Source organism: Rhizobium giardinii bv. giardinii H152 (assembly GCF_000379605.1).
GTDB lineage: Bacteria > Pseudomonadota > Alphaproteobacteria > Rhizobiales > Rhizobiaceae > Pararhizobium > Pararhizobium giardinii.
This window is the reverse complement of record NZ_KB902735.1, coordinates 233752-256943: the sequence shown is the minus strand read 5'-3', so window position 1 is coordinate 256943 and position 23192 is coordinate 233752. Positions and strand designations below refer to the sequence as shown.

At 60.2% G+C, this 23192-nt stretch carries 22 protein-coding genes; 11 read left to right on the top strand and 11 right to left on the bottom strand.

Annotated features, from left to right (window positions below):
• Positions 1-602: tetratricopeptide repeat protein (locus A3AY_RS39950; protein ID WP_018329661.1), on the bottom strand; the 602-nt coding region annotated here is incomplete at its 3' end.
• A 569-nt stretch (positions 603-1171) separates the two neighbouring features.
• Here A3AY_RS39950 and A3AY_RS0131530 point away from each other — a divergent pair.
• Genes A3AY_RS0131530 through A3AY_RS0131500 form a run of 6 tightly spaced genes read left to right on the top strand, consistent with a single transcriptional unit; the run spans position 1172 to position 10417 of the window.
• A complete protein-coding gene (locus A3AY_RS0131530; RefSeq protein WP_018329660.1) occupies positions 1172-2440 on the top strand; it encodes a nucleotide sugar dehydrogenase in 1269 nt (422 codons plus the stop codon).
• Between the two features lie 10 nt (positions 2441-2450).
• A complete protein-coding gene (locus A3AY_RS0131525; protein WP_018329659.1) occupies positions 2451-3710 on the top strand; it encodes a glycosyltransferase family 4 protein in 1260 nt (419 codons plus the stop codon).
• On the top strand, positions 3703-6234 hold the full coding sequence (locus A3AY_RS37255; protein ID WP_018329658.1) for a glycosyltransferase: 2532 nt from the start codon (positions 3703-3705) through the stop codon (positions 6232-6234). Before A3AY_RS0131525 ends, A3AY_RS37255 begins: the two co-directional genes overlap by 8 nt.
• Positions 6231-7466, top strand: a complete 1236-nt coding sequence (locus A3AY_RS0131515) for a hypothetical protein (RefSeq protein WP_154663356.1) — start codon at positions 6231-6233, stop codon at positions 7464-7466. Before A3AY_RS37255 ends, A3AY_RS0131515 begins: the two co-directional genes overlap by 4 nt.
• Positions 7467-8468: a glycosyltransferase gene (locus A3AY_RS0131505; RefSeq protein ID WP_083926073.1), complete on the top strand. Its 1002-nt coding sequence runs from the start codon at positions 7467-7469 to the stop codon at positions 8466-8468.
• A gap of 41 nt (positions 8469-8509) precedes the next feature.
• Positions 8510-10417 carry a heparinase II/III family protein gene (locus A3AY_RS0131500; RefSeq protein ID WP_234913139.1) on the top strand — a complete coding sequence of 636 codons (1908 nt, stop codon included), beginning with the start codon at positions 8510-8512 and terminating at the stop codon, positions 10415-10417.
• A gap of 131 nt (positions 10418-10548) precedes the next feature.
• On the opposite strand, the gene A3AY_RS0131495 is transcribed toward A3AY_RS0131500, so the two are convergent.
• From A3AY_RS0131495 to A3AY_RS0131485, 3 genes are all read right to left on the bottom strand, one after another.
• Positions 10549-12870, bottom strand: coding sequence for a Tex family protein (locus tag A3AY_RS0131495; RefSeq protein ID WP_018329653.1), 2322 nt, complete (start codon positions 12868-12870; stop codon positions 10549-10551).
• 127 nt (positions 12871-12997) lie between these two features.
• Positions 12998-14254, bottom strand: a complete 1257-nt coding sequence (locus tag A3AY_RS0131490) for an SAM-dependent methyltransferase (protein ID WP_018329652.1) — start codon at positions 14252-14254, stop codon at positions 12998-13000.
• Positions 14255-14555: 301 nt separating this feature from the next.
• Positions 14556-15554, bottom strand: a complete 999-nt coding sequence (locus A3AY_RS0131485; RefSeq protein WP_018329651.1) for a glutathione S-transferase family protein — start codon at positions 15552-15554, stop codon at positions 14556-14558.
• Between the two features lie 177 nt (positions 15555-15731).
• Here A3AY_RS0131485 and A3AY_RS0131480 point away from each other — a divergent pair, with 177 nt between their 5' ends.
• From A3AY_RS0131480 to arsH, 5 genes are read left to right on the top strand one after another with little or no spacing between them, the layout of a single operon-like run.
• The gene (locus tag A3AY_RS0131480; RefSeq protein WP_018329650.1) at positions 15732-16088 is read left to right on the top strand and encodes an ArsR/SmtB family transcription factor; all 357 of its coding nucleotides are present in this window, start codon (positions 15732-15734) and stop codon (positions 16086-16088) included.
• On the top strand, positions 16081-16608 hold the full coding sequence (locus A3AY_RS0131475; protein ID WP_018329649.1) for an arsenate reductase ArsC: 528 nt from the start codon (positions 16081-16083) through the stop codon (positions 16606-16608). The genes A3AY_RS0131480 and A3AY_RS0131475 overlap by 8 nt, the downstream gene beginning before the upstream one ends.
• On the top strand, positions 16608-17282 hold the full coding sequence (locus A3AY_RS0131470; RefSeq protein WP_018329648.1) for an MIP/aquaporin family protein: 675 nt from the start codon (positions 16608-16610) through the stop codon (positions 17280-17282). Before A3AY_RS0131475 ends, A3AY_RS0131470 begins: the two co-directional genes overlap by 1 nt.
• A 22-nt stretch (positions 17283-17304) precedes the next feature.
• Positions 17305-17727 (top strand): arsenate reductase (glutaredoxin), encoded by a 423-nt coding sequence (gene arsC / locus A3AY_RS0131465; protein ID WP_018329647.1) that lies wholly within the window; start codon positions 17305-17307, stop codon positions 17725-17727.
• Complete coding sequence (arsH, locus tag A3AY_RS0131460) at positions 17702-18427, top strand: arsenical resistance protein ArsH (protein WP_018329646.1); 726 nt, start codon at positions 17702-17704, stop codon at positions 18425-18427. The genes arsC and arsH overlap by 26 nt, the downstream gene beginning before the upstream one ends.
• Before the next feature lie 34 nt (positions 18428-18461).
• Here the strand turns inward: arsH and era are convergent, their stop codons facing one another.
• The 7 genes from era to A3AY_RS0131425 form a co-directional block, all read right to left on the bottom strand.
• A complete protein-coding gene (era, locus tag A3AY_RS0131455; protein WP_018329645.1) occupies positions 18462-19394 on the bottom strand; it encodes a GTPase Era in 933 nt (310 codons plus the stop codon).
• A 106-nt stretch (positions 19395-19500) separates the two neighbouring features.
• On the bottom strand, positions 19501-20217 hold the full coding sequence (gene rnc / locus A3AY_RS0131450; protein WP_018329644.1) for a ribonuclease III: 717 nt from the start codon (positions 20215-20217) through the stop codon (positions 19501-19503).
• Positions 20214-20957, bottom strand: coding sequence for a signal peptidase I (lepB, locus tag A3AY_RS0131445; RefSeq protein WP_026204027.1), 744 nt, complete (start codon positions 20955-20957; stop codon positions 20214-20216). The genes rnc and lepB overlap by 4 nt, the downstream gene beginning before the upstream one ends.
• Positions 20958-21107: 150 nt before the next feature.
• Positions 21108-21527 carry a holo-ACP synthase gene (gene acpS / locus A3AY_RS0131440; RefSeq protein ID WP_018329642.1) on the bottom strand — a complete coding sequence of 140 codons (420 nt, stop codon included), beginning with the start codon at positions 21525-21527 and terminating at the stop codon, positions 21108-21110.
• A 90-nt stretch (positions 21528-21617) separates the two neighbouring features.
• Positions 21618-22256 (bottom strand): DUF2062 domain-containing protein, encoded by a 639-nt coding sequence (locus tag A3AY_RS0131435; protein ID WP_018329641.1) that lies wholly within the window; start codon positions 22254-22256, stop codon positions 21618-21620.
• A gap of 150 nt (positions 22257-22406) precedes the next feature.
• Positions 22407-22559: a DUF3563 domain-containing protein gene (locus A3AY_RS40945; RefSeq protein ID WP_083926077.1), complete on the bottom strand. Its 153-nt coding sequence runs from the start codon at positions 22557-22559 to the stop codon at positions 22407-22409.
• 173 nt (positions 22560-22732) lie between these two features.
• On the bottom strand, positions 22733-23191 hold the full coding sequence (locus A3AY_RS0131425) for a DsrE family protein (RefSeq protein ID WP_018329639.1): 459 nt from the start codon (positions 23189-23191) through the stop codon (positions 22733-22735).
• Position 23192: the final 1 nt, after the last annotated feature.

Sequence of the window (23192 nt, the reverse complement as noted above, 5' to 3'; positions counted from 1 at the left end):
TCGTCTCCCTTGAGATAGAGCGCAGCCAGCGACGACACCGCCCATGTGCCGCCGGCGGCGATGATCTCCTCATAGAGCGCAACCGCCTTCGGAATGTCGCGACCGACCAGGACGCCTTCGGCATAGAGAGCGGCCATGCCTGCCTTGGCCCCGGCATCGCCACCCTGAACGCCCTGCTCGTAATAGCCGACGGCCTTGTGGGGATCGAGGCCGAGGGCCTCGCCTTGTCGGTAAAGGTCACCGAGCTTGGCCGCCGCAGCCAGTTTGCCCTTTTCAAGCGCTTTGCCATAGAGATCGATCGCTTTGGCGATATCCTTCGCAACCACCCTGCCGTCGCGGTAGAGATCACCCGCCGCCACTGACGCGACCGGATCGCCTTCCCGAGCCATGGCCTCGATGCCGGCAACCGCGGATGTGAGGTCGTCCCCCGCCTTTGCCGCCTTTATCGTCGCCAGGAACGCCTTCAAAGAACGCTGCTCCGGCGTCTCCGCCGCCTTTTGCTCCGTGCTGTCTTGGTCTTGTTGCGAAAAGGATGGAGCGGCGCCAAAAATCGCCAGTACCAGCGCGCAGCCAGCAAGAATGGATTTACGATCCAGTATCATGGTAAAACCCCGCCGGTTTAATGAGATTAAATATAATTTTGACGCTAAGCTAGTCTTCTTGCAGTAGATTTATCTTTTTTTAAAGCATCGCATGAAACAATGCTGTGAATTCTGATTAATATTTCTTTTGAACGGCCAACTTTGCCAATAGACAACATGCAACGGACGGTTGATTATTATGTCGCTTCGCTGGCACCGGGCATCTGCTCTCCAGCAAAGCTCACAACCAAAAGAGGCACCTAGCTTAAAGCGTCACGCCCTGACTATTTCATCTCGCAACTGCGAAATCCCCCTATGAAATCGTGCTTAATTATGTGAAAACACATACACGGACGCAAGCCGAAACCGGCACTCAAAGGCGTTCAGAAATAAATTTTAAGTTATCGCAGGTTGTTAAAATACCCAAAAATGGGTCTGCGAATGAATACCGACTGGTGTATCGTCGGGCCGGTTAGGCCAGCCCAGTTGAAGCAAGCCGTTGTTTTAAACGGTGTAATTTTATTTTTTTATTACAGTCGAATGCCCTCTTGCCTCCGACTGAAAATTTTTAGACTTCAAAGGAATATTGCATGAAAATAGCAATCTTTGGCCTCGGTTACGTGGGCTTCACCGCCATGTGCTGCATAGCAAAAGAAGGCCACCACGTCGTCGGTTTCGATGTCAGCGAAAAAAAAGTTAACCAAATCAATCAAGGTATCGCGCCGATCACCGAACCGGGTGTCGATATCCTGCTGCGCGAAGGCCTCGAAGCCGGCAGGATTTCCGCCCATACGGAAATAAGGCGCCATCTTAACGAATGCGACATGGCCATCGTCTGCGTCGGGACCCCCAGTGCCCCGGATGGCTCGCACAACATGACCTATATCGCCGAAGTCACGCGCCAGATCGCCGCCGCAGTCGGCCAGAACAGAACGTCGCCGCTGACCGTCGTCTATCGCTCCACCATCCGTCCGGGAACCGTCGAAGGGCTGATCGCGCCGATCTTCGCCGCCGAACTGGGCGAGGCCTTCGACCGCTGCATCGAGATTGTCTACAATCCGGAATTCCTGAGGGAATCCTCGGCCATCCAGGATTATTTCGATCCGCCCAAGATCGTCATCGGCACGGTCGACGGCAAGCCGAATGCGCGGATGGATGAGCTCAACCAGTATATCAAGGCGCCGACTTTCTACGTGCGCCTCGGCGAATCCGAAATCACCAAGTTCGTCGACAACACCTGGCATGCCGTCAAGGTCGCCTATGCCAACGAGATCGGCCGCATCTGCCTGCAGCTCGGCCTCAGCGCTGCCAAGGTGCACGAGATATTCGTCTCCGACACTAAACTCAACATTTCGCCTTACTATACCCGCCCCGGCGGCGCCTTCGGCGGCTCCTGCCTGCCCAAGGATGTGCGCGCGATGCAATATATCGCCGCCGATTGCGGCGCCCATACGCATCTGGTCGACGCGCTCCTGCGCTCCAACGAGGCGCACAAATACCGGCTGTTCCAGCATGTGACGCGTGACCTGGCGCCGGGCTCCAGGGTTCTGCTGGTCGGCCTCGCCTTCAAGGCGGAGACCGACGACCTGCGCGAAAGCCCCAATATCGACCTTGCCCGCGGATTGCTGCGCGAGGGCTACAAGCTGTCGATCTTCGATCCGGCGATCGACGCGACCAAGCTTGTCGGCGCCAATCTGGGCTACGCTTATACGCAGATTCCGACTTTGTCGCAGCTGCTGGTCTCGAAGGAGACCGCCGAGGCGACGGCCTATGACCGCGTCATCACGACCAACCTCACCTACAGGAAGCTCAACCTCGAGAAGAATGGCGATATCGTCAATCTGAACTCTCTTTCCTGAGGAGGCGGCGATGGACACGGCCCCTCAGAACAGCAACACCGCCACCCACGCCCGCACCGAGGCCGTCGCCGGCGCGCTTTCCGGCAGAAAGGTGCTGATCATCGTCGAAAACCTGCCCGTGCCCTTCGACCGGCGGGTCTGGCAGGAGGCGAGAACATTGCGCGCCGCCGGCGCCGAAGTCGCCATCATCTGCCCGACCGGCAAGGGCTATACGGCGCGCTACGAACATCTCGACGGTATCCACATCTACCGCCACCCCCTGCCCCTCGATGCCGGCGGGGCACTTGGCTATTTCCTCGAATACGGCGCGGCGCTGACCTGGGAAACGCTTCTCGCCTGGAAGATCCTGTTCCGCCACGGCTTCGATACGCTGCACGGGTGCAACCCGCCGGACCTGATCTTCCTCGTCGCCTGGCAATTCAAGCTCATCGGCAAGCGCTATATTTTCGACCATCACGACATCAACCCGGAACTCTACGAAGCCAAGTTCAACAAACGCGGCTTCTTCTGGCGGCTGATGTGCCTGTTCGAATGGCTGACCTTCAAGACGGCAGACACCGTCATCTCGACAAACGAGAGCTACAAGAAGATCGCCATGGAGCGCGGCGGCAAGCAGGCGAAGGACATCTTCGTCGTGCGCAGCGGCCCGGACCTTTCCCGCGTCAAGGCCGTGGCGCCGAACCCGGCGCTGAAGAACGGGCGCGAATTCCTGGTCGGCTATGTCGGCGTCATGGGCGACCAGGAAGGCATCGACCTCTTGCTCGAGGCCGCGCGTCACATCGTCTATGATCTCGGGCGCAAGGATATCCAGTTCGCGCTCGTCGGCGGCGGCCCGAGCCTTGTCGCGCTGCGGGCCATGTCGGAAAAGATCGGCCTTGCCGACTATGTGACCTTTACCGGCCGCGCGCCGGACCAGACGCTGTTCGAGGTGCTGTCGACCGCAGACGTCTGCGTCAATCCGGACCGCGTCAACCCGATGAACGATAAGTCGACGATGAACAAGATCCTCGAATACATGGCCGTCGGCAAGCCGATCGTCCAGTTCGACGTCACCGAAGGCCGCTTCAGCGCCAAGGAAGCCTCGCTCTACGCCAAGGCGAACGATCCGGTGGATTTCGCCGAAAAGATCACCGACCTGCTCGCCGACCCGGATCGCCGCGCAAGAATGGGCGCTTTCGGCCGCAGCCGTGTGGAGACACAGATGGCCTGGACGTATGAGGTGCCGAAGCTGATCGCGGCTTATCAGAATTCGGTCAAACCTCGTGATTAAGAGCGCGCTAATCTACTTGCCCGCGTATGTTCTGCCGAGAGTGGCAGCCTTAGCGGTCATTCTTTTTGGCACGAGGCTTTTGACCCCGAGCGAGTTCGGATATTTTTCGCTCACAATTCTCATCGGCGAATTTTCAGATACGGTGCTGACCAACTGGGCCCGCGTCGGTATCGCGCGTTTCGGTGCCCAAGCCGGAGGCATTTCGAGAGTCTTCGTGCTCCGTATGGCCTGGCTCATGTTGGGGACCACGATCGTGGCGATCATGGCATCGTTTGCCATAAGCGCTGGGCTCGCACCAGAGCGAGCCTGGGAGGTGGGGTTCGCGGTGAGCTGTTACATTGCGTCGGCCGCGTTCCTTCGCTTCGGCATCCGTCTCAACCAGTTGACCGAACGCAACAAGACGGCGTCGTCGCTGGAGGCGCTGCGGGCAGCGATCTATCTCGCGCTGACCCTCGGCACCATGGCCATCAAACCAGACAGCTTTCTTGAGGCGTCGCTGATCGGCTGCGTCGCGGGCGTGATCGTGGGCGCAATCGCCTGCCGCCACGGCCTCGCCCACACCCGGCCCGACCTACCGGACACCGTCGACTGGAAGATAATGTTCGCCTTTTCCTGGCCGCTGGTGACGTTGACCCTGCTGGGGCAACTGGTAACCAGTCTCGACAAGGCGACACTGAAGAGTTTTTCTGACGCTGCAGCGCTTGGCACCTATACCGCGGCGTTCACGGTTGGGCGCGCTGCGTTCGACGTAATAGGCGCCTCATTCAACACCAGCGCCTTTGTCAAGCTGTCGGCACTGTTCAACGACGGCAAGACTGAGGAGGCCCGCAATATCCTCGCCCAGCAACTCGCGCTCATTCTGTCTGTGTTTCTGCCCGGCGCTGCCTTGTTAGCCGGGGCCACAGACATAATTGCGAAGGTGCTGTTCAAGCCTGAGTTACTGCCCACTTTTCTCACCGTCACTCCGCTCGTCGCGTTTGGTGCGATGGCAATCAACATCAAGTTCTTCGTCTACGACAACATCTACCATATGTTCCTGAGGAATATCCGGCAGATTCCAACGCTGGTGATTGGCTCTGCACTTTCCATGATTGTGGGTTTCCTGGTCGTCCCGACGGCCCCAGATTATGGCGCGGCACTAATGTTTGCCTGCGGCAGCGTCGCTTCGCTGGTGATGAGCATCCTCCTTTCCCGTGGGCTGATGCATGTGCCGTTCCGTACCGGCAGTATTGTGACCTCGACGCTCCTGGCGGCAGCTACCTATGGCGTGATACGGACGCTGAAGGCAGATGTGTTACAGGGTGCCCCCAGTTGGCTGGCGTTGACATGTCTCTGTGCGGTCGGAGCCGCATTTGTCGGTACTTCCCTGCTGCTTTGCCACCGAAGCCTGAGGAAGGATGGCTCGGCTCGCACTACCCATCGCCGCCGCTATGCGTTTCTCGCAAACCGCCTCAAGCATGGTGGTATCGAGCGCGTAATTCTATCGCTTTGCAACGGCATGCAGGCCCGCGATGTAGACATCACCCTAATCTTGCGCCTAAAGCAAGGGCAGTACATGGGTGACCTCGATCCCCGGGTAAAGATCATCGAGCTGGGACACAATTCCATGGCCCGCTGCATCCCCAAGCTGCTCTGGGTGCTGCTGCGTGAGCGATTTGACGTCGTTGTCTGCGGAGGCGATCAGCAGACAATCGCCGCGGCGATAATCAACCTCATCCCGTTTCAGCAGACCCGATATGTAATCACCGAACACAACGACCCGATTCTCACCCAAAAGGCCACGAAAACCATCAAGACTAAAATGGCACGGCTGTTTCGGTCGTTGCTGTTTCCGCGCGTGGCGCACATCATCACGGTGAGCGAGGGATTGCGCGAGCCCCTGATCCGAAACTTTGGCTGTTCGCGCGACCGGACGACGACGATCTATAATCCGATTCCGGTGGCGCAGATCCAGCAGCGGTCGACGGCACCGGTGACACACAGATGGCTTACCCAGCGCGATGTGCCGGTAATCCTCTCGGTTGGACGTCTGCACATCGCCAAAGACTTTATCGGTCTCATCGAAGCATTCGCGATTGTTCGCAAGACGCGGGATGCGCGACTGCTGATCATTGGCGACGGCCCGGAACGGACGAGCCTTGAGAAGGAGGTGAGCGCACGGGGGCTGAGTGACGAGATCGACCTGCCGGGCTTCTCCGACAATCCTTACGCCTACATGTCTAAAGCCGACGTCTTTGTGCTGTCATCGCAGTGGGAGGGGTTCGCCATCGTGGTGGCCGAAGCTCTCGCGTGCGGCCAGAAGGTGGTTGCCACAGATTGCCCGTCTGGTCCGGCGGAGATCCTCGACGGCGGCCGGTACGGCCGGCTTGTGCCAGTGGCAGATCCCAAAGGCTTGGCGGAAGCTGTCCTAGACGTTTTAGATAGTGCTTGCGACAAAGCTATGCTGCAGGCACGGGCCGCTCAGTTCTCTGTTGAGATTGCGGTTGATCGCTATCTCACGTTGATGGAGCGGACTTTGAGATGACGATATCGCCAGTTCCGTCCTTGGCCAGTATTCCAGCTGAGAGTGCCGGTATTCGGAAGCCCGCCAGCATGACGCTCTGTGTTATCTTGGTGGTTCTTTTCCTGATCGTGACTTTCGTGGCGGTGCCTGCACTCCTGGAACAGTTCATGGCATACCGAACGGCGGGCGGTAGCATTCTGGAGAAAATTCATCCTGCAACCTATTTGGCGGTGATCTCCTATTGTATTGCAATTTTCAACAGGCGCACCGTCGAACGTTACGTCGAGATAGATCGCTCAGGGCACTTGGTGATCGCCCTTTTCTTCTTCTTGTCTCTATATCTTAGTGTTAGTGGTAAGTTTTACTTTGCTGCAACGGCACTGGACATCGTTGTAGCCCCGGCGATGATTACGCTTGCAATTGGTATGCTCGACAGATCCAAGATTGTTGTTGTCGGGCGTGTGTTCATCATCATTTGCCTGCTTAACTTATCTGTCGTTGCCTACGAGTTTGCCACTAAGACTCGCATATATACGTATGGTATTGAGAGCCTGTATTTCCGCCCAGCGGGTCTCTTTCAGCATCCGGTGATAGCTGGCCCATTGTGTTACTGTGCAATGCTTCTTGCCATCTCGGGGGTCCTGCCTTCCCGCTACCAGATGCCGGTGCTCGTAGCGCTGCTTGTGGAAATTCTGCTTCTTGCGGTGCGCGCTCCGCTTTTAGTGGGCTTGCTGGTGTTCGGCGCCTACTTGTTCACGGCATCGAAGCGGAAATATGGATTTTTAATCGTGATCGGTGTCCTTGCGATGGTTCCGGTGGTGGTCCAGGGACTCATCGATTCTGAAATACTCCAACGTGTTATGGAGCGCGGAATATGGGACGAAAGTTCGAATGCCCGCATCACCATCTATGACGCTATTTCCTATCTTACTGACGACGAATTCCTATCCGGCGTCGAGCCAGCACGAGCGGATTACTACGTCCAGTCAACCGGTAATAAGTTCAACGAAAGCTTTTTCGTCATTGCTTTGTTTCAGGGAGGCATCTTCTTTGCGATTGCCTACACGGCCGCTCTCCTTATGTTTTTCATGAAATGGATGCGAGCGGATCTGATCTATGCCGGCTGCGTGCTGATGGTGGCGGTCGCCGGTAACGGTCTGGCTACAAAGGGCCCGATCGTGGCTGCGATAGCTGTCACTGGCTGCATCGTTTATCGGCTTAAAATCCAATATTCAGCCAACAAGGTCATTTAGATGTCGAAGATGCCGAAGTATCCTCTCCGGAACTCATTGATGATCGCGTGGAAACCGGAGTGCTTTCGGTCGGCGTCGACTGCCATGCTGTTCGGATCGAAGCTTTGCCTGATAGGTTCGCATAAGCGGCACGGAAAAATCTCACTTCTTTTCAATTATATCGATCGGATGATCGCGACCCTCCGGCTTCTTGTACGCGAGCGCCCTGCGTCCGTCATTTGCCTAAACCAGCCGCCGATGCTTCCGATGGTGTGCTGGCTCTATAGTCGGTTCACCGGAGCGGCGGTGATCATGGATTTCCATTCAGGGGCGATCTCGAAGCCACAATGGAAGATTTTCCTGCCGTTCCTCAGACATGTGGCGCGGAAGTCGCCTTTTACCATCTGCCACAACCGCTTCGACGGCAAGGTTGTTGCTTCGTGGCATGCGCGTGTGCTTCACATCCTGTCCATTCCTCGCGATGAGCTTGGAGGCGTATCCTATGCACCCCGCGGCGGACGACCGCTCTACCTGTTCTCCTGTTCGTTTGCCGAAGACGAGCCCGTCGACGTCGCAATTGAAGCAATGAAGTCGTGTCCCGAATTCGATTTCGTGATTTCAGGTAACTATCGCAAGCGCCAGTTGGATCCTGCTGCACAGCCGCCGAATATCCGTCTTGCGGGCTTCATGGACTTCAGCGACTATCTCGCCACCTTGGCCCAGTCCAGCGCAGTCATTTCGCTGTCGACCCGTCCGCACATCATGCAGATGGCGATCGAGGAAGCCCTCTCGGCTGGCATCCCCGTCGTAACCAATACCTCGCCCACTTTGTCCGAGGTCCTCGGCGAGGGCGCGTCGTTCAGCGATCTTGATGCGTCATCGCTCGCTGCAGCGTTTCGCGACGTCGCGGAGTGCCATGCGTTGCGGGCGCAGGGGATCACCAAAGCCAAGCAAGCAGTCTATGCGCAGATTTCGAACGAAATCAGCAGCGTGAAGCAGATTCATCGAGAAATTTTCGCGTGATTTTAATGCATTATCTTTGGTACATAAACCGGCTTCGCGCCATGAGCCCGGCTGAGATCGTTCACCGGCTCGGGGAAAAGGCGAAGAAGACAAGGGCGCGCGGGCGGCTGGAAGGGTCGAAGCGCTATGTTCTGCCGGGTCCGATGCCGGTGCTGCCGGGTCTTGCGAAAATCCTTGCCGGGGCATCTGAGCCGCTCAGGCAGGAGATTGCCGATGCCGCCCGGTTCATCCTGTCGGGTCATTTCGAGGCGCTCGGCGTCGCCTGGCCGCAGCGCGACCTGTCAAACCAGTTTCCGCCGGAGGTGTGGCGGCTCGATCCCGTTACCGGCGGGCTCTGGCCGGGAGCGGACAAATATTGTTTCGACATTCCCTATCGCCACGAGCGCAAGCTCGGCGACATCAAATATGCCTGGGAATTCAACCGCCTGCAGTTCCTGCAGCCGGTGGCGGCGCATGCCTGCCTGACCGGAGACCGCGAGGCGCTGGCGTTCATCGAGACCGCGATCGCAAGCTGGTATCATGCCAATCCGCCGTTTCGCGGCCTCGGCTGGAATTCCGGCATCGAGCTTTCCCTTCGCGCCATCAGCCTGCTCATCGTTGCGAGCTTCTGCGGATCGTCGCTTTCAGCTTCATGCACCGCGCAAATCCGCGCGATCCTGCATGCGCATCAGGTGTGGATGTCGCGCTATCCTTCGCGCTTTTCGTCGGCCAACAACCATCTCGTCGCGGAAATCGCCGGCGAGTTCCTCATCGCCCGCGCCATGCCGGAACTGCCGCAAGCCAAGAAGCTTGAAGACAAGATGCGCCGCCTGCTCGTCCGGGAAGTGTCGAAACAGATCCTCGCCGACGGCGTCGGCGCCGAACAGTCACCGACCTACGGCGCCTTCACGGTAGAATTCGTCCTGCTCTGCAGCCTGGTCGCGAAGGAAAGCGGTCAGCCACTCGGCACGACGGTCGATGCGCGGCTGATGCAGTTTGCCGAGTATATCGCCTGGCTTTCCAATGCTGAGGGGCGCGTTCCCAGCATCTGCGACGACGACGAGGGCCGCGTCATTACGCTGGCGCGACATGAACCCGCCTATGCAGCCTCGGTCGCAGCAGCGATTAGCGGCCATCTGGGTAAGCCACCGGCGGGGCCGCGACCGCCGGAATACGATCTGCGCGACGCGCTGTTCGGCTCCGCTACGACCGGCGGCGCTTTGCCGTCAGGGTTGCGCACGTTTGCCGATGGCGGCTATACGATCATCCGCGAAGGCAAGGCCGGCCGCGAACTCGGCATCGTGTTCGATCATGCGCCGCTCGGCTATCTCTCCATCGCCGCCCATGGCCATGCCGATGCGCTGTCGATAATCGTCAGCATCGATGGCGCGCCGCTGTTCGTCGATCCTGGCACCTATCTCTACCACGCCGGCGGCGACTGGCGGGACTGGTTCCGCGGCACCCGTGCCCACAATACGCTCAACATCGGCGGCGCCGACCAGAGCACGATGTCGGGTTCCTTCAACTGGTCGCACAAAGCCGTCACCACATTGGAAACCGCGACCGGCGGAGAAAACTGGTCGGTCGTTGCAAGCCACGATGGCTATCGGAAGCGGTTTGGTGCCGAGCATCGCCGCACGCTGTCTTCGACGCCGGCGGGCTTCGCGATCCGTGACGAGTTGACCGGCACTGTAGGCCTGGAGGCGGAGATCGTCTTCCAGCTCGCGCCCGAATGGCACGCGCAGCTGAAGGACGGCACCGTCCTGATTTCGCAAGGCGGGGAAACGATTGCGATCCTGTCCTTCACGGCGCCTGGGGACATTGCCATCAAGGCAGGTGGCGACATCGGCGAAGGCGGCTGGCATTCCCCGGCTTTCGGCATAAAGGTGGAAGCGGTGCGGATCAGCTGGCGCGGCCTCGTTCCACCGGATGGCGTCACCTCCACGCTATCGCTGGTACCGGCACGATAGAGCGCTGCTCGGCTGCTGCCGCTACGCGCCGCGCGTCAAACCTGACGCGCCAAGCGGCGCTCAGCATTTTGAAACTGCTGCATAATTTCCTTCGGAATTATGCAGGCAGCAACCGGGGGGGCCTCAACCCGTCATTTGCGTTTCATGGCCTCGGCCAGCGCAGCGCCGAAAGCGCCCTGCGACGGGGCCTGCGGCTTCGGCTGCGGCGCACGGGCCTGGTTCTGGCGGCCCTGGTGATCTGCCTTTGCGTCGCGCCTCGCCTCGCGGCCGCCTTGCTCTGCGGCGCCGTCCTTGCGCATGGTTAGGCCGATGCGCTTGCGGGGGACATCGACCTCGGTGACACGCACCTTGACGACATCGCCAGCCTTGACCACCTCATGCGGATCCTTGACGAAACGGTCGGCGAGCTGGGAAACGTGGACCAACCCGTCCTGGTGGACGCCGATATCGACGAAGGCGCCAAAGGCCGCGACATTGGTGACGGTGCCTTCCAGCAGCATGCCGGGCTTCAGGTCCTTGATGTCGTCGATGCCATCGGCAAAGGTCGCGGTCTTGAAGCTTGGTCGCGGGTCGCGGCCGGGCTTTTCGAGTTCAGCGAGAATATCCTTGACCGTCGGCAGGCCGAAGCGCTCGTCGACGAAGGTGCGCGGGTCGAGGCTTTTCAGGATGGCGCTGTCGCCCATGATGGCGCGCAGATCGCGACCGCAGGCGGCGACGATCTTCTTCGCCACGCCATAGGCTTCCGGATGCACGGAGGATGCATCCAGCGGCTCCTTGCCATTGGGGATGCGCAGGAAACCGGCGCATTGCTCAAAGGTGCGGGCGCCGAGCCGCGGCACCTTCATCAATTCCTTGCGGCTCTCGAAGGGGCCGGTCGCATCGCGGTGGGCAACGATCGCCTCGGCGGACGATTTGCCGAGACCGGAGACACGGGCAAGCAGCGGCGCCGAAGCGGTATTCAGATCGACGCCGACTGCGTTCACCGCGTCTTCGACGACGGCGTCGAGCGAGCGGCTCAGACGGCCCTGGTCGACATCGTGCTGATACTGGCCGACGCCGATCGATTTCGGCTCGATCTTCACCAGTTCGGCCAGCGGATCCTGCAGGCGGCGGGCAATCGAGACGGCACCGCGCAGGGAAACATCGAGGCCCGGGAATTCGTCAGCGGCCGCTTGCGAGGCAGAGTAGACCGAAGCACCGGCTTCCGAGACGATGACCTTGGTGGGCTTCGGTCCCGCCGGCAGTTGGCCCAGCATGTCGGCGACGAGGCGTTCCGTCTCGCGGCTGCCCGTGCCGTTGCCGATGGCGATCAGTTCGATCGCATATTTACGCACAAGGCTCGCGAGCTCTGCCTGGGCGCCGCGAATGTCGTTCTTCGGCGGGAACGGATAGACCGTCGTCGTCTCGAGCAGCTTGCCGGTGCCGTCGACGACCGCGACCTTGACGCCTGTGCGGATACCGGGATCGAGGCCCATCGTCGCGCGCGAACCGGCGGGAGCAGCAAGCAGCAGATCCTTCAGATTGCGGGCGAAGACATGGATCGCCTCCTCTTCCGCCCGTTCTCGCATTTCGCGCATCAGGTCGAGCGACAGCGACATCGACAGCTTGACGCGCCAGGTCCAGCCGATCACCTCCATCAGCCACTTGTCGCCCGGCAGCGTGCCGCCGACGGTGTAGGCGGCGGCGATGATACGCTCGACCGGCTTGACCGGCGAGGTGTCGTCCTGATCGACGACGATATCGACCGAGAGGAACTCCTCGTTCCAGCCGCGCAACATGGCAAGCGCCCGGTGGCCGGCAACGGTTGCCCAGCGTTCGGAATGGTCGAAATAGTCGGAGAATTTGGCGCCGGCCTCCTGCTTGCCGTCAACAACCCTGGCGCGCAAAAACGCGACCTGCCGCATATGGGCGCGCAGGCGGCCGAGCAGGTCGGCATTTTCGGTGATCCCCTCGGCAATGATGTCGCGGGCGCCATCGAGTGCCGCCTTGACGTCCGGCACCTCCGCCGTGATGAAGGCCGATGCGCGGTCTGCTGGCGCGACGGAGCGGTCGGCCAGAATAGCCTCCGCCAGCGGCCCCAGTCCGCGCTCGCGGGCGATTTCCGCCTTGGTTCGCCGCTTCGGCTTGTAGGGCAGGTAGATATCTTCCAGTTCCGCCTTCGTGGTGACGGCGGCGATCTTGGCTTCCAGCTCTTCCGTCAGCTTGTCCTGACTGCGGATCGAGTCGAGGATCGAGGTGCGGCGGGCTTCCAGTTCGCGCAGATAGACGAGACGTTCGGCCAGATCACGCAATTGCGTGTCGTCCAGACCGCCGGTCACCTCCTTGCGATAACGGGCGATGAAGGGAACGGTCGCGCCCTCGTCGAGCAGCTCGATGGCTGCGATCACCTGCGCAGGCGTGGCCTTGATTTCCTGGGCGATGAGAACGGCAATGGGCTTTGAAGGCAGGGGCATGGCATTCCGTGATCTGATGAGGTGGCAGGAACCATAGAGGCACATGCGATGAAGGCCAAGTGAAGGCGGTCACCAGCCACCAGACGTCCACAGAAGGATGATGCCGTCCCCTGCCACCGCCGGCGGCTCAGAACTCGACCCGCTCCAGCGGCGGACGCGTCTTTTCGAACTCGCGCAGCGCCGCCTCGCGCTCGCCGATATAGTTGCGGGTATAAGGTACCGCGTCCTGCTCGCGCGAAAGCTGGATCTGGAAGATCAGCAGCTTGTCGTAGATGAAGGCAGTTTCGGAGGCCGCCAGATAGAACTCCCACATGCGGAAGAAGCGCTCGTCATAGAGGCGGATCGCCTCCTCCTTGCGCGCCGTGAAGCGGTCGCGCCAGGCCCGCAGCGTCTGGGCATAATGCATCGGCAGGATCTCGATATCCTTGATCATCAGCCGCGCCTTCTCGACTGCCGGCACGACCTCCGACAGGGCCGGCATATAGCCGCCGGGAAAGATGTATTTCTCGATCCAGGGATTGGTCGCCCAAGGTTTTTCCGCCTGGCCGATCGAATGCAGGAGCATCACCCCCTTTGGGGCAAGAAGTTCTGCCATCTTGCTGAAGAAATTGCCGTAATTGGCCATTCCGACATGCTCGAACATGCCAACGGAGACGATGCGGTCGAACTTTTGGTTCGCCATGGTCCGATAGTCCTGCAATTCGAAGCGAACGCGGCCGGCGAGCCCGCGCTTTGCCGCCCGCCCGCGGGAAACCTTCAATTGCTCCTCGCTGAGCGTGATGCCGGTGACCTCGACGCCCGACGATTCGGCAAGATACATCGCCATGCCGCCCCAGCCGGAGCCCACATCCAGCACGCTTTGGCCTGGCTTCAGCAGCAGCTTTGCGGCGATGTGGCGCTTCTTCGCCGTCTGCGCCTCATCAAGGCCGATGTCGGGCGGATCGAAATAAGCGCAGGAGTATTGCCAATCCTGATCGAGAAACAGATCGAACAGCTTGCCATCGAGATCGTAGTGATGGGCGACATTGTGCTTGTTGCGATTAACCGGCAGGCGGCTTTTGACCTGCTGCTCGGCGACATGCAGAAGGGCGGTGACCGTGTTGCTGACGGTCGCTGCCCGTTCGAGCCCATTGGCCTTCATCATCGAAATGACGTCGAAAATGTTGCCTTCATCGATGACGACGCGCCCGTCGACATACATCTCCCCGAATTTCAGGCCCGGATCGCGCAGGATCGCCTTTTCGGCCTCTTCATCGATCATCCGCAGCGCAACAGGCTCGCCGGAGCCATCACCAAGGACAGCCTGTTCTCCAGAAGAAAGGGCAATGCGCAGATTGCCTTTTTGAACCAGCCGGCGAAGCAGCTTCAGAAATGTCGTGCTCATTCCAGACCTCGACCACAACCCATCGGATCGTTCCGCTGGATATTCGCGGGGTGGCAGTCTCACGTGTCGCCGGAAAATCCGGGGACGGAAACCGGAGCTGGAACGCCATTGGCGCCGCCGGAAAAAAGCCGTGCTGGACGCTATCGTAACACCGCCAGTCGGCATGCCGGGCAGATCGTCTGGGCGCTCCCGATCGGGAACCTTATCCATCAGAACGGGTATTAAACTAGCGCGGTTTCGCCTTTTCGCAATGGCTGCGGCAAGTCGATGGGCAATTTATTTTCTTAGTAAGCAAACGAAATCAAAGGGTAACCACGCCCTGACCGCTGAGACGTGCCCTGTCGTGCGGCTGGTCGAGATCAAGCACGGGGCCGAGCGGCACGATCTTCGTCGGATTGATATGGACGAGCGAATAATAGCCCCGCTTGATCTGATCGATCCGCACCGTGTCGCGGATGCCGGGCCACTGGTAAATCTCCCGCAAATAGTTCGACAGGTTCGGATAATCCTCCAGCCGCCGCAGATTGCATTTGAAGGCGCCGTGATAGGCGCAATCGAAGCGGATCAGTGTGACGAACAGCCGGATATCGACCTCGGTGAAGTGGACGCCGGCGATGTAGCGGCTCTGCGAGAGGTGCGCTTCGATCGTATCGAGCATGTCAAAGAGGCTCGTCACGGCCTCTTCATAGGCTGATTGCGTCTTGGCGAAACCGGCCCGGTAGACGCCGTTGTTGACCTTCTCATAGATCGGCGCGTTCCAGCGGTCGATTTCCCGGCGTAGCGTCTCCGGGTAGAAATCGAGCCTGTTGCCCGTCAGATGATTGAAGGCCTTGTTGAGGATACGAATGATATCGGCGGATTCGTTGTTCACGATGCGGCCTTCCTTCCGGTCCCAAAGTACCGGGACGGAGACCTTGCCGGTATAATGCGGGTCGGATGCCGTGTAGAGCTCATGCTGGTAACGGATCTTTGCGACGCGCGGGCCGGCATCCTGCGGCTCTGCATAGGTCCAGCCGTTTTCGCCGAGCTCCGGTTCGGCGACGGACACGGAAATAATGTCCTGCAAGCCCTTCAGGTTGCGCATCAACAGCGTGCGGGACGCCCACGGGCAGATGAAAGCGACGAACAGGTGATAACGCCCAGCTTCGGCGGGAAGCGCCGGCTGGCCATCCGGTCCCGGCGTGCCATCGGCCGTGACCCAGTTGTGGAAGCGGGTGGGTTCGCGATGAAAGGCGCCGTTCTTCATCTCGCTGGCGGCGACATCGCCCGTTTCCCATTTTCCATCGACCAGTTGCGGCATCGTGTTTATCCCATTCAGACTTGAAACGCCGAGCGCTTCATTTCGTTCGAAAATTAACCGTGCCTGCAGGAACGACAAGGCGGTGTTTGCTCGACAGACTGTTCGACGATCGGCACAGAGCGCCGAACTGGCGGCTCCGTCTTGACGCGGAGTTCGCATGTCGATATTTCTCGACATATGGACAATAATAACACCGTCAACGCTTTTGCAGCTCTCGCCCAGGGCACTCGCCTGGATGCCTTCCGGCTGCTTGTCTCCCGCGAACCCGGTGGCCTGCCCGCCGGGGAAATCGCCCGGCTGCTCGGCATTCCGCACAACACCATGTCGACGCATCTGGCGACCCTTCAGCGGGCGGGCCTCATCACGGCGGAGCGGCAAAGCCGGTCCATCGTCTACCGCGCCAGCCTCGACAGCCTGCGCGCTGTCGTGACGTTTCTTCTCAAAGATTGCTGCGCCGGCCATCCGGATCTCTGCGCGCCGCTGATTGCTGACCTCGTCCCCTGCTGTAGTCCAAAGGAAAAAGCCAATGCCTGACCGAATATACAACGTGCTCTTCCTGTGCACCGGAAACTCAGCCCGTTCCATTCTCGCCGAGGCCATTCTGAATGCCGAAGGTAAAGGCCGCTTCAAGGCCTATTCGGCCGGCAGCTATCCGAAGGGGACCGTTCATCCGCTCGCCCTGAGGGAACTCAGCGCGCTTGGCTATCCGTCCACCGGCTTCACTTCCAAGAGCTGGGACGTCTTTGCCGCCGACGGAGCGCCGCAGATGGATTTTATCTTTACGGTTTGCGACAACGCGGCCGGTGAAGCCTGCCCTGTCTGGCTCGGACATCCGATGACGGCGCATTGGGGCGTCGAGGATCCTGCAGCCGTGGAAGGCAGCGAGTTCGAGAAGGAGCGCGCCTTCTCGCAGGCCGCCCGGTTCCTGAAAAACCGCATCACGGCGTTTCTCGCCCTGCCACACAGCTCGATCGACAAGCTGGCGATGGAAACGCACCTACGCCAGATCGGCGCCATGGAAGGGGCAACGATCAGCCCGGCGAAGGCAGGGTGATGTCCGCATACAACTTTCAACGTCGCGTCTTTGCCGAAGCACTCGGAACCTGCCTGCTGGTCGCGACCGTGGTCGGATCGGGCATCATGGCCGATACATTGACGGATGATGTCGCGCTGTCCCTGCTTGGCAACACGCTCGCGACCGGCGCCATCCTGGTGGCGCTGATCACCATCTTCGGGCCGATCTCCGGTGCGCATTTCAACCCGGCCGTCTCACTGGTTTTCGCGCTGAAGCGTCAATTGCCGCGGCGCGAGCTGGCATTGTACATCGTCGCACAATGCCTGGGCGGCATCGCCGGAACGGTCGCGGCGCATCTGATGTTCGATCTGGCACCGGTCGAGGCCTCGCTGAAGGTGCGAACCGGAGGCGCACAGTGGTTTTCCGAAGGCGTGGCCACGTTCGGCCTTGTCGCCGTGATCCTCGGCGGCATCCGGTCCGATCCGAAAAACGTGCCGTGGCTGGTCGGGCTCTACATCACCGCCGCCTACTGGTTCACGGCGTCCACCTCCTTCGCCAATCCAGCCGTGGCGATGGCCCGATCACTGACCAACACATTTTCGGGCATTCGCCCGCTCGATCTCCCGGGCTTCGTCCTCGCGGAAATTGTGGGGGCTCTTTGCGCCCTTGCCCTGATGAACTGGCTGCTGCGGCAGCCCTCCGCCAACGCATAGCCACCCCACATCCGAGGCCATCATGACCGTTACCATCTATCACAACCCCGATTGCGGCACCTCCCGCAACACCCTGGCAATGATCCGCAACGCCGGCATCGAACCCACGGTGATCGAGTATCTCCACACCCCGCCAAGCCGGGACGCGTTGAAAGCGATGATCGCCGATGCCGGGCTCAGTGTGCGCGAGGCTATCCGCGAAAAGGGAACGCCCTTCGACGAGCTCGGCCTTGCCGATCCCGCACTCAACGATGATGCGCTTCTGGACGCGATGCTGGTGCATCCGATCCTGATCAATCGGCCCTTCGTCATCACGCCGATCGGCACGCGGCTCTGCCGGGCGTCCGAAGTCGTTCTCGATGTCCTGCCGGAGACGCACAAGGGGCCCTTCGCCAAGGAAGACGGCGAGCAGGTGCTCGATGCCGAGGGCAAGCGCCTTGTCTGATCTACCGGCAGCTCATGAGCAGCACCTGCGCCTGCCTGACCGCGAGGCGCTGCGCCGGCCGTTCTCGACGCATCCGCCGCGCATTCTCATTCTTTATGGCTCGCTTCGAACCGTATCCTACAGCCGCCTGCTGGCCGAGGAAGCCGGCCGCCTGCTTACGCATTTCGGCGCGGAGGTCCGCTTCTTCAATCCGGAAGGGCTGCCTCTGCCCGATGCAGCTCCAGCCAGCCATCCGAAGGTGCAGGAACTGAGGGATCTCTCGCAATGGTCGGAGGGCCAAGTCTGGGTAAGCCCGGAGCGGCACGGTGCCATGAGCGGCATCATGAAGGCCCAGATCGACTGGATTCCGCTTTCTGTCGGGTCGATCCGCCCGACGCAGGGTCGCACGCTTGCCGTCATGCAGGTCTCGGGCGGTTCGCAAAGCTTCAACGCTGTCAACCAAATGCGCATTCTCGGACGCTGGATGCGGATGATCACCATTCCCAACCAGTCCTCCGTCGCCAAGGCCTTTCAGGAATTCGACACCAACGGCCGGATGAAACCGTCCTCCTATTACGATCGCGTCGTCGACGTGACGGAGGAACTGGTGAAATTCACGCTGCTGACGCGCGACATCTCCGGCTATCTCACCGATCGCTACAGCGAGCGCAAGGAAGATGCGGAAAAACTCGAGCGGCGCGTCGGCTTGAAGGTCATATGAGACAGGAAAAAGGCGCCGTTGCCGGCGCCTCTTTTTACTTCGGGAACTCCAGTCCCATTTCGCGGAAGCGCTCGGGGTCGTCGCCCCAGTTTTCGCGCACCTTGACGAACAGGAACAGATGGACCGGCTGTTCGAGGATTTCGGAGAGTTCCTTGCGCGAGGCCATGGAGATCGCCTTGATCGCCTCGCCGTTCTTGCCGAGCGCGATCTTCTTCTGGCTGTCACGCTCGACATAGATCACCTGCTCGATGCGCACCGAGCCGTCCTTGCGCTCTTCCCATTTCTCCGTCTCGACATGCGAGGAATAGGGAAGTTCCTGGTGCAGCCTCAGGAAGAGCTTCTCGCGGGTGATTTCCGCAGCGAGCTGGCGCATCGGCAGATCGGAAATCTGATCCTCCGGATAGTACCAGGGACCTTCGGGCAGCTTCATGGCGAGATAGTCGAGCACATCGTCGCAACCGGAGCCGTTGAGCGCCGAAATCATGAAAGTGCGTTCGAATTCGACATATTCGTTGGCCGCGGCTGCGAGCTTCAAGAGGTCCTCGCGCGAAACCTGGTCGATCTTGTTGAGGACCAGCATCTTCGGCTGTTCGACTTCCTTCAAGCCTTCGAGGATCGTCTCGGCGTCGCCTTTCAGCCCGCGCTCGCTGTCGATCAGCATCATGATGGCGTCGGCATCCTTGGCGCCGCCCCAGGCGGTCGTCACCATGGCACGGTCGAGACGGCGGCGGGGCTTGAAGATGCCGGGCGTGTCCATGAAGACGATCTGCGCCCGCTTGTGGATGGCGATGCCACGCACGATGGCGCGGGTCGTCTGTACCTTGTGGCTGACGATCGACACCTTGGCGCCGACCAGGCGGTTGACCAGCGTGGACTTGCCGGCATTGGTGGCGCCGATCAGCGCCACGAAGCCGGAACGGGTGGCAGCGCCTTCGGCTGCGGCGGTCTCTACAGTATTTTCGCTCATCGTATCCGTAATTTCCGATTGTGCGCCGGGCGCCGCAACGGCGCGCAGGATCGCATGCTATCAAAGGATTGCCTGATCTTTCAGGAGGATTTTTCCTCCGGACAGATCAGGCCGTCGTCGCTGTCTTCCAGACGCCTTCCCGCTCCAGGATCTTGGTGGCTGCTACCTGTTCGGCGGCACGCTTGGAGCGGTCGATGCCGGTTGCCGGCGCAATGCCTGGTATCTCCACCGTCACCGTGAAACGCGGATCGTGATCCGGTCCGGACCGGTCGTCGATACGGTAGCTCGGCGTCACGCCGAACTTGGCATGTGCCCATTCCTGCAGTTCGGTCTTGGCGTCGCGGCGTGCACCATCGACCCGGCTTGCCCGCGCCGACCAGTGGCGCTGGATGAACCCCCGCGCCGCTTCCAGGCCGCCATCGAGATAGATCGCCGCGATCAGCGACTCTACCACATCGGCCCGCACATTCAGCATGTGTTTTCCGGTGAGCTTCTTGACGTCAGCACCGGTGCGGATGAAGAGATGCAGTGACAGCGCATCGGCAATGAGCGCGCAGCTTTCGGCGCTGACCAACTGGTTCAGACGAACGGAAAGCTCGCCTTCGCTCGCCTCCTTGAATGTGTCGAACAGCAACTCGGCGACACAAAGCCCGAGGACCCGGTCGCCGAGGAATTCCAGCCGTTCGTAGTTGGAGCCCTTGGCATTGCGGGCGCTGGCATGGGTCAGCGCCCGGTCGAGCCGTTCCTTCTGAACGAAGCTGTAGCCGATCGCAGCTTCAAGGCGCTCCCGGTCCTGCGTGTTCAGCGGACGGCCCTTACTCATTCGACGGCCTTGAAAAGGCGGTCGTAGCGAAGGTTCGTCGGCCACTTCCACACTTCGCGGAACGAGGTGTCGTGGCCAAGCGAGAAGAAGATCATGCTGGCGCGGCCGACCAGGTTCTGGGCGGGCACGAAACCGACATCGAAACGGCTGTCGGCCGAGTTGTCGCGGTTGTCGCCCATCATGAAATAGTGGCCTTCCGGAACGATGAACTCGCGGGTGTTGTCGCCGCGCGTATCCGGAAACTGGTCTAGCGTGTCAAAGCTCACGCCGTTGTCCAGCGTCTCGCGATAGACCGGAACTTCGGCGCCCGTGTCGTATTGATCGTCGGCGCGGAAGGCGCCGTCCGGCACGCGCGGAACGGGCTTGTCGTTGACGTAGAGAATGCTGTCGCGAACCTGGATCCTGTCGCCCGGCAGGCCGATCAGGCGCTTGATGTAGTCGATGTCGGGGTTCGGCGGGAAACGAAACACGACGACATCGCCGCGCTTCGGCTCGCTGGCGAAAATCCGGCCGCTGAACAGGTCCGGCGCGAACGGCAGGGAATATTTGGAATAGCCATAGGCGAACTTGTTGACGAAGATGTAATCGCCGACAAGCAGCGTCGGCATCATCGAACCGGAGGGAATGGTGAACGGCTGGAAGAAGACGGTGCGGATCACCACAGCCAAGAGAAGCGCCTGGATAATGACCTTGACGTTTTCCCAAAGGCCACTCTGCTTCTTTTCTATTTTCTCTGCCACGCCGTCGTTCCTTGATCTGATCATTGCTCGCACCATGTCCGTGTCGAACGAAGATTTTGCCTGCGGTCTATTTGCGAACGGAATTTCACTCAGGTTGCTCGACAGATATTTGCACACGCCCATTCTCGGTCCGCTTCATGCGGACATGCTCTAAACGCTTCCTTTATCCGGGGCAACGGGCAGAGCTTCGATTATCACGAAGGCCTGCGCCAGAGGGTAGTCATCGGTGATGGTGAGGTGGATGACGCCGCGATGGCCGGCCGGCAGCATTGCCGCAAGCCTTTCGGCAGCACCGCCGGTCAGTTGCATCGTCGGCTTGCCGCCCGGTTGATTGACGACACCCATGTCCTTCCAGAACACGCCCTGCGCCATGCCCGTTCCCAGCGCCTTGGAACAGGCCTCCTTCGCCGCAAACCGCTTGGCATAGGATTCGGCGCGGTTTTTCCGGCCCTCGGATTTCCGGATTTCAATCTCGGTGAAACAGCGCTGGCTGAACCGCTCGCCGAAACGCTCGAGCGAGTTTTCAATCCGCCTGATATCGATCAGGTCACTGCCGATGCCGATAATCATTGAAACGAAAATACCTTATCAGAGTGGAGGCGAGCCTCGCTGGACAAGAGCAAACAGACAGCCGCCTGCCAAGTTAAAAATTCGTGAGAATCAAAGCCCGTTTGCCGATCCCGCCGTGCGATGCTGTGCCTTGCCGGACCGCCGGACCTGGCGGCGGGACTGGAAGAGTTTGGCGGCATAGAAGGCCAGGACATAGAAAACCGCAGCACTTGCGGCTGCAATCGGCACGGAGCCGATCAACATCGGCTTGAGCAACGGCTCCCATAAATGCGCCAGTTCGAGATGGCTCAGCCTATGGACAATCTCTTCCCCGGTCAGCGCACCCCTGCCGCCGGCACCAAGCATCACCACGCCGACCTCGTAGGTGGCGACGAGAATGACCGGAATGGTCAGCGGGTTGGCAAGCGCGGTCGCTATACCGGCCGCGATCAGATTGCCCGACAAGAGATAGGCAACAGCAAGAGCGATGAGGATGTGAAAGCCGATAAACGGCGTTGCCGAAGACGCAGCGCCGGCAGCAACGCCGACGGCGATGGAATGCGGAGAGGACGATAGCCGCAACACGCGCATCGACAAATACCGCACGCCGCGGGAAAAGCCCTTTCGCGGCCACAGAAACTCACGGAGCCTTCCCGACAAGGTTGCGGGCTTCTTGCGTCTGAACAACATGCTGTCCTGATAGACGATGCGGATGTGGCTGTTCAATGGCGGCCACGGGAAAATCAGCATTCCGGCGCGGCCAAGCGCGATTTGCCGCAGAGGCGATCATGCCCGGCGCTCGCGGCGCCTTCACGTCATGCGCAGGAGCCCAGTCTGACATGCGTTTATTGCATGGGTCCCGGCAGCCTGCAGTCGCAGGCAGCCGGACGGCAGCATGACTTAGAAGGAGTTACGGAACAGGCCGCGGTCAACCTGACGCTGACGGTATTCCAGATCGATCCGGTCGAGCGAACCATTGAGATAGTTCATTTCACGTTCTTCGACGGACGGTACGCGCAGGGCGCCGGTGATTTTCTTCAGTTGCTTAAACATGGTAAACCTCTTTTCGTTTACCTCCCGACGCTGAAGATAGATGAGGCAGAGCTTATTCACCAGAGCTACAAAGAGGCGGCAGCCATGCAATAGGTGCATGACACCCGCCATTCCGCCCCAAAATTGCATATTTTCAGGGCAATTGCCGTCCGACTATGCTGACCTGCCGCCGATCAAGGCCGAATGTAGACGTAGCCCTCGGTCTGAAGCTTCGCGATAAGAACGACGCCGCCCTCGTCGGCGCGCACAAAGCCGGGCAGCAGATCGGCGACCTCCAGGTTCTGCGCGGTCATCGTATTGCCGCAGGCGGCCATGCGAACCCCGTCCCCGCTTATGCTGGCCAGCTGCGCGGCGGTTTTGGGATTGGCCTTGATCTTGCGAAACAGAGCCAGTGCCGGGCCGTGCACCACCAGGACGATATCCACCGCCTGGGGGCCGCCCATGCCATCTATATGGTTGCGGATATTGCCAAGCACAAACATCACCTTCTCGGTATCGGCAAGGTGATAGACGACCTTCTGCCTCCCGGCAGCGGGCGATGCCGTCGCGGCGGACGCGACGCGTCCAGCAAAGAGCGCGGCAAGCGGCGCGGTCAGGGCGCGCGTGAAGACAGTCCGGCGTTTGATCGACATG

What these genes read in the sequence shown, in the direction of transcription:
- A3AY_RS0131530 (WP_018329660.1), top strand. Translation starts at nt 1,172, where the DNA reads ATGAAAATAGCAATCTTTGGCCTCGGTTACGTGGGCTTCACCGCCATG.
- A3AY_RS0131525 (WP_018329659.1), top strand. Translation starts at nt 2,451, where the DNA reads ATGGACACGGCCCCTCAGAACAGCAACACCGCCACCCACGCCCGCACC.
- A3AY_RS0131515 (WP_154663356.1), top strand. Translation starts at nt 6,231, where the DNA reads ATGACGATATCGCCAGTTCCGTCCTTGGCCAGTATTCCAGCTGAGAGT.
- A3AY_RS0131505 (WP_083926073.1), top strand. Translation starts at nt 7,467, where the DNA reads ATGTCGAAGATGCCGAAGTATCCTCTCCGGAACTCATTGATGATCGCG.
- A3AY_RS0131500 (WP_234913139.1), top strand. Translation starts at nt 8,510, where the DNA reads ATGAGCCCGGCTGAGATCGTTCACCGGCTCGGGGAAAAGGCGAAGAAG.
- A3AY_RS0131495 (WP_018329653.1), bottom strand. Translation starts at nt 12,870, where the DNA reads ATGCCCCTGCCTTCAAAGCCCATTGCCGTTCTCATCGCCCAGGAAATC.
- A3AY_RS0131490 (WP_018329652.1), bottom strand. Translation starts at nt 14,254, where the DNA reads ATGAGCACGACATTTCTGAAGCTGCTTCGCCGGCTGGTTCAAAAAGGC.
- A3AY_RS0131485 (WP_018329651.1), bottom strand. Translation starts at nt 15,554, where the DNA reads ATGCCGCAACTGGTCGATGGAAAATGGGAAACGGGCGATGTCGCCGCC.
- A3AY_RS0131480 (WP_018329650.1), top strand. Translation starts at nt 15,732, where the DNA reads ATGGACAATAATAACACCGTCAACGCTTTTGCAGCTCTCGCCCAGGGC.
- A3AY_RS0131475 (WP_018329649.1), top strand. Translation starts at nt 16,081, where the DNA reads ATGCCTGACCGAATATACAACGTGCTCTTCCTGTGCACCGGAAACTCA.
- A3AY_RS0131470 (WP_018329648.1), top strand. Translation starts at nt 16,608, where the DNA reads ATGTCCGCATACAACTTTCAACGTCGCGTCTTTGCCGAAGCACTCGGA.
- arsC (WP_018329647.1), top strand. Translation starts at nt 17,305, where the DNA reads ATGACCGTTACCATCTATCACAACCCCGATTGCGGCACCTCCCGCAAC.
- arsH (WP_018329646.1), top strand. Translation starts at nt 17,702, where the DNA reads ATGCCGAGGGCAAGCGCCTTGTCTGATCTACCGGCAGCTCATGAGCAG.
- era (WP_018329645.1), bottom strand. Translation starts at nt 19,394, where the DNA reads ATGAGCGAAAATACTGTAGAGACCGCCGCAGCCGAAGGCGCTGCCACC.
- rnc (WP_018329644.1), bottom strand. Translation starts at nt 20,217, where the DNA reads ATGAGTAAGGGCCGTCCGCTGAACACGCAGGACCGGGAGCGCCTTGAA.
- acpS (WP_018329642.1), bottom strand. Translation starts at nt 21,527, where the DNA reads ATGATTATCGGCATCGGCAGTGACCTGATCGATATCAGGCGGATTGAA.
- A3AY_RS0131435 (WP_018329641.1), bottom strand. Translation starts at nt 22,256, where the DNA reads ATGCTGATTTTCCCGTGGCCGCCATTGAACAGCCACATCCGCATCGTC.
- A3AY_RS40945 (WP_083926077.1), bottom strand. Translation starts at nt 22,559, where the DNA reads ATGTTTAAGCAACTGAAGAAAATCACCGGCGCCCTGCGCGTACCGTCC.
- A3AY_RS0131425 (WP_018329639.1), bottom strand. Translation starts at nt 23,191, where the DNA reads ATGTCGATCAAACGCCGGACTGTCTTCACGCGCGCCCTGACCGCGCCG.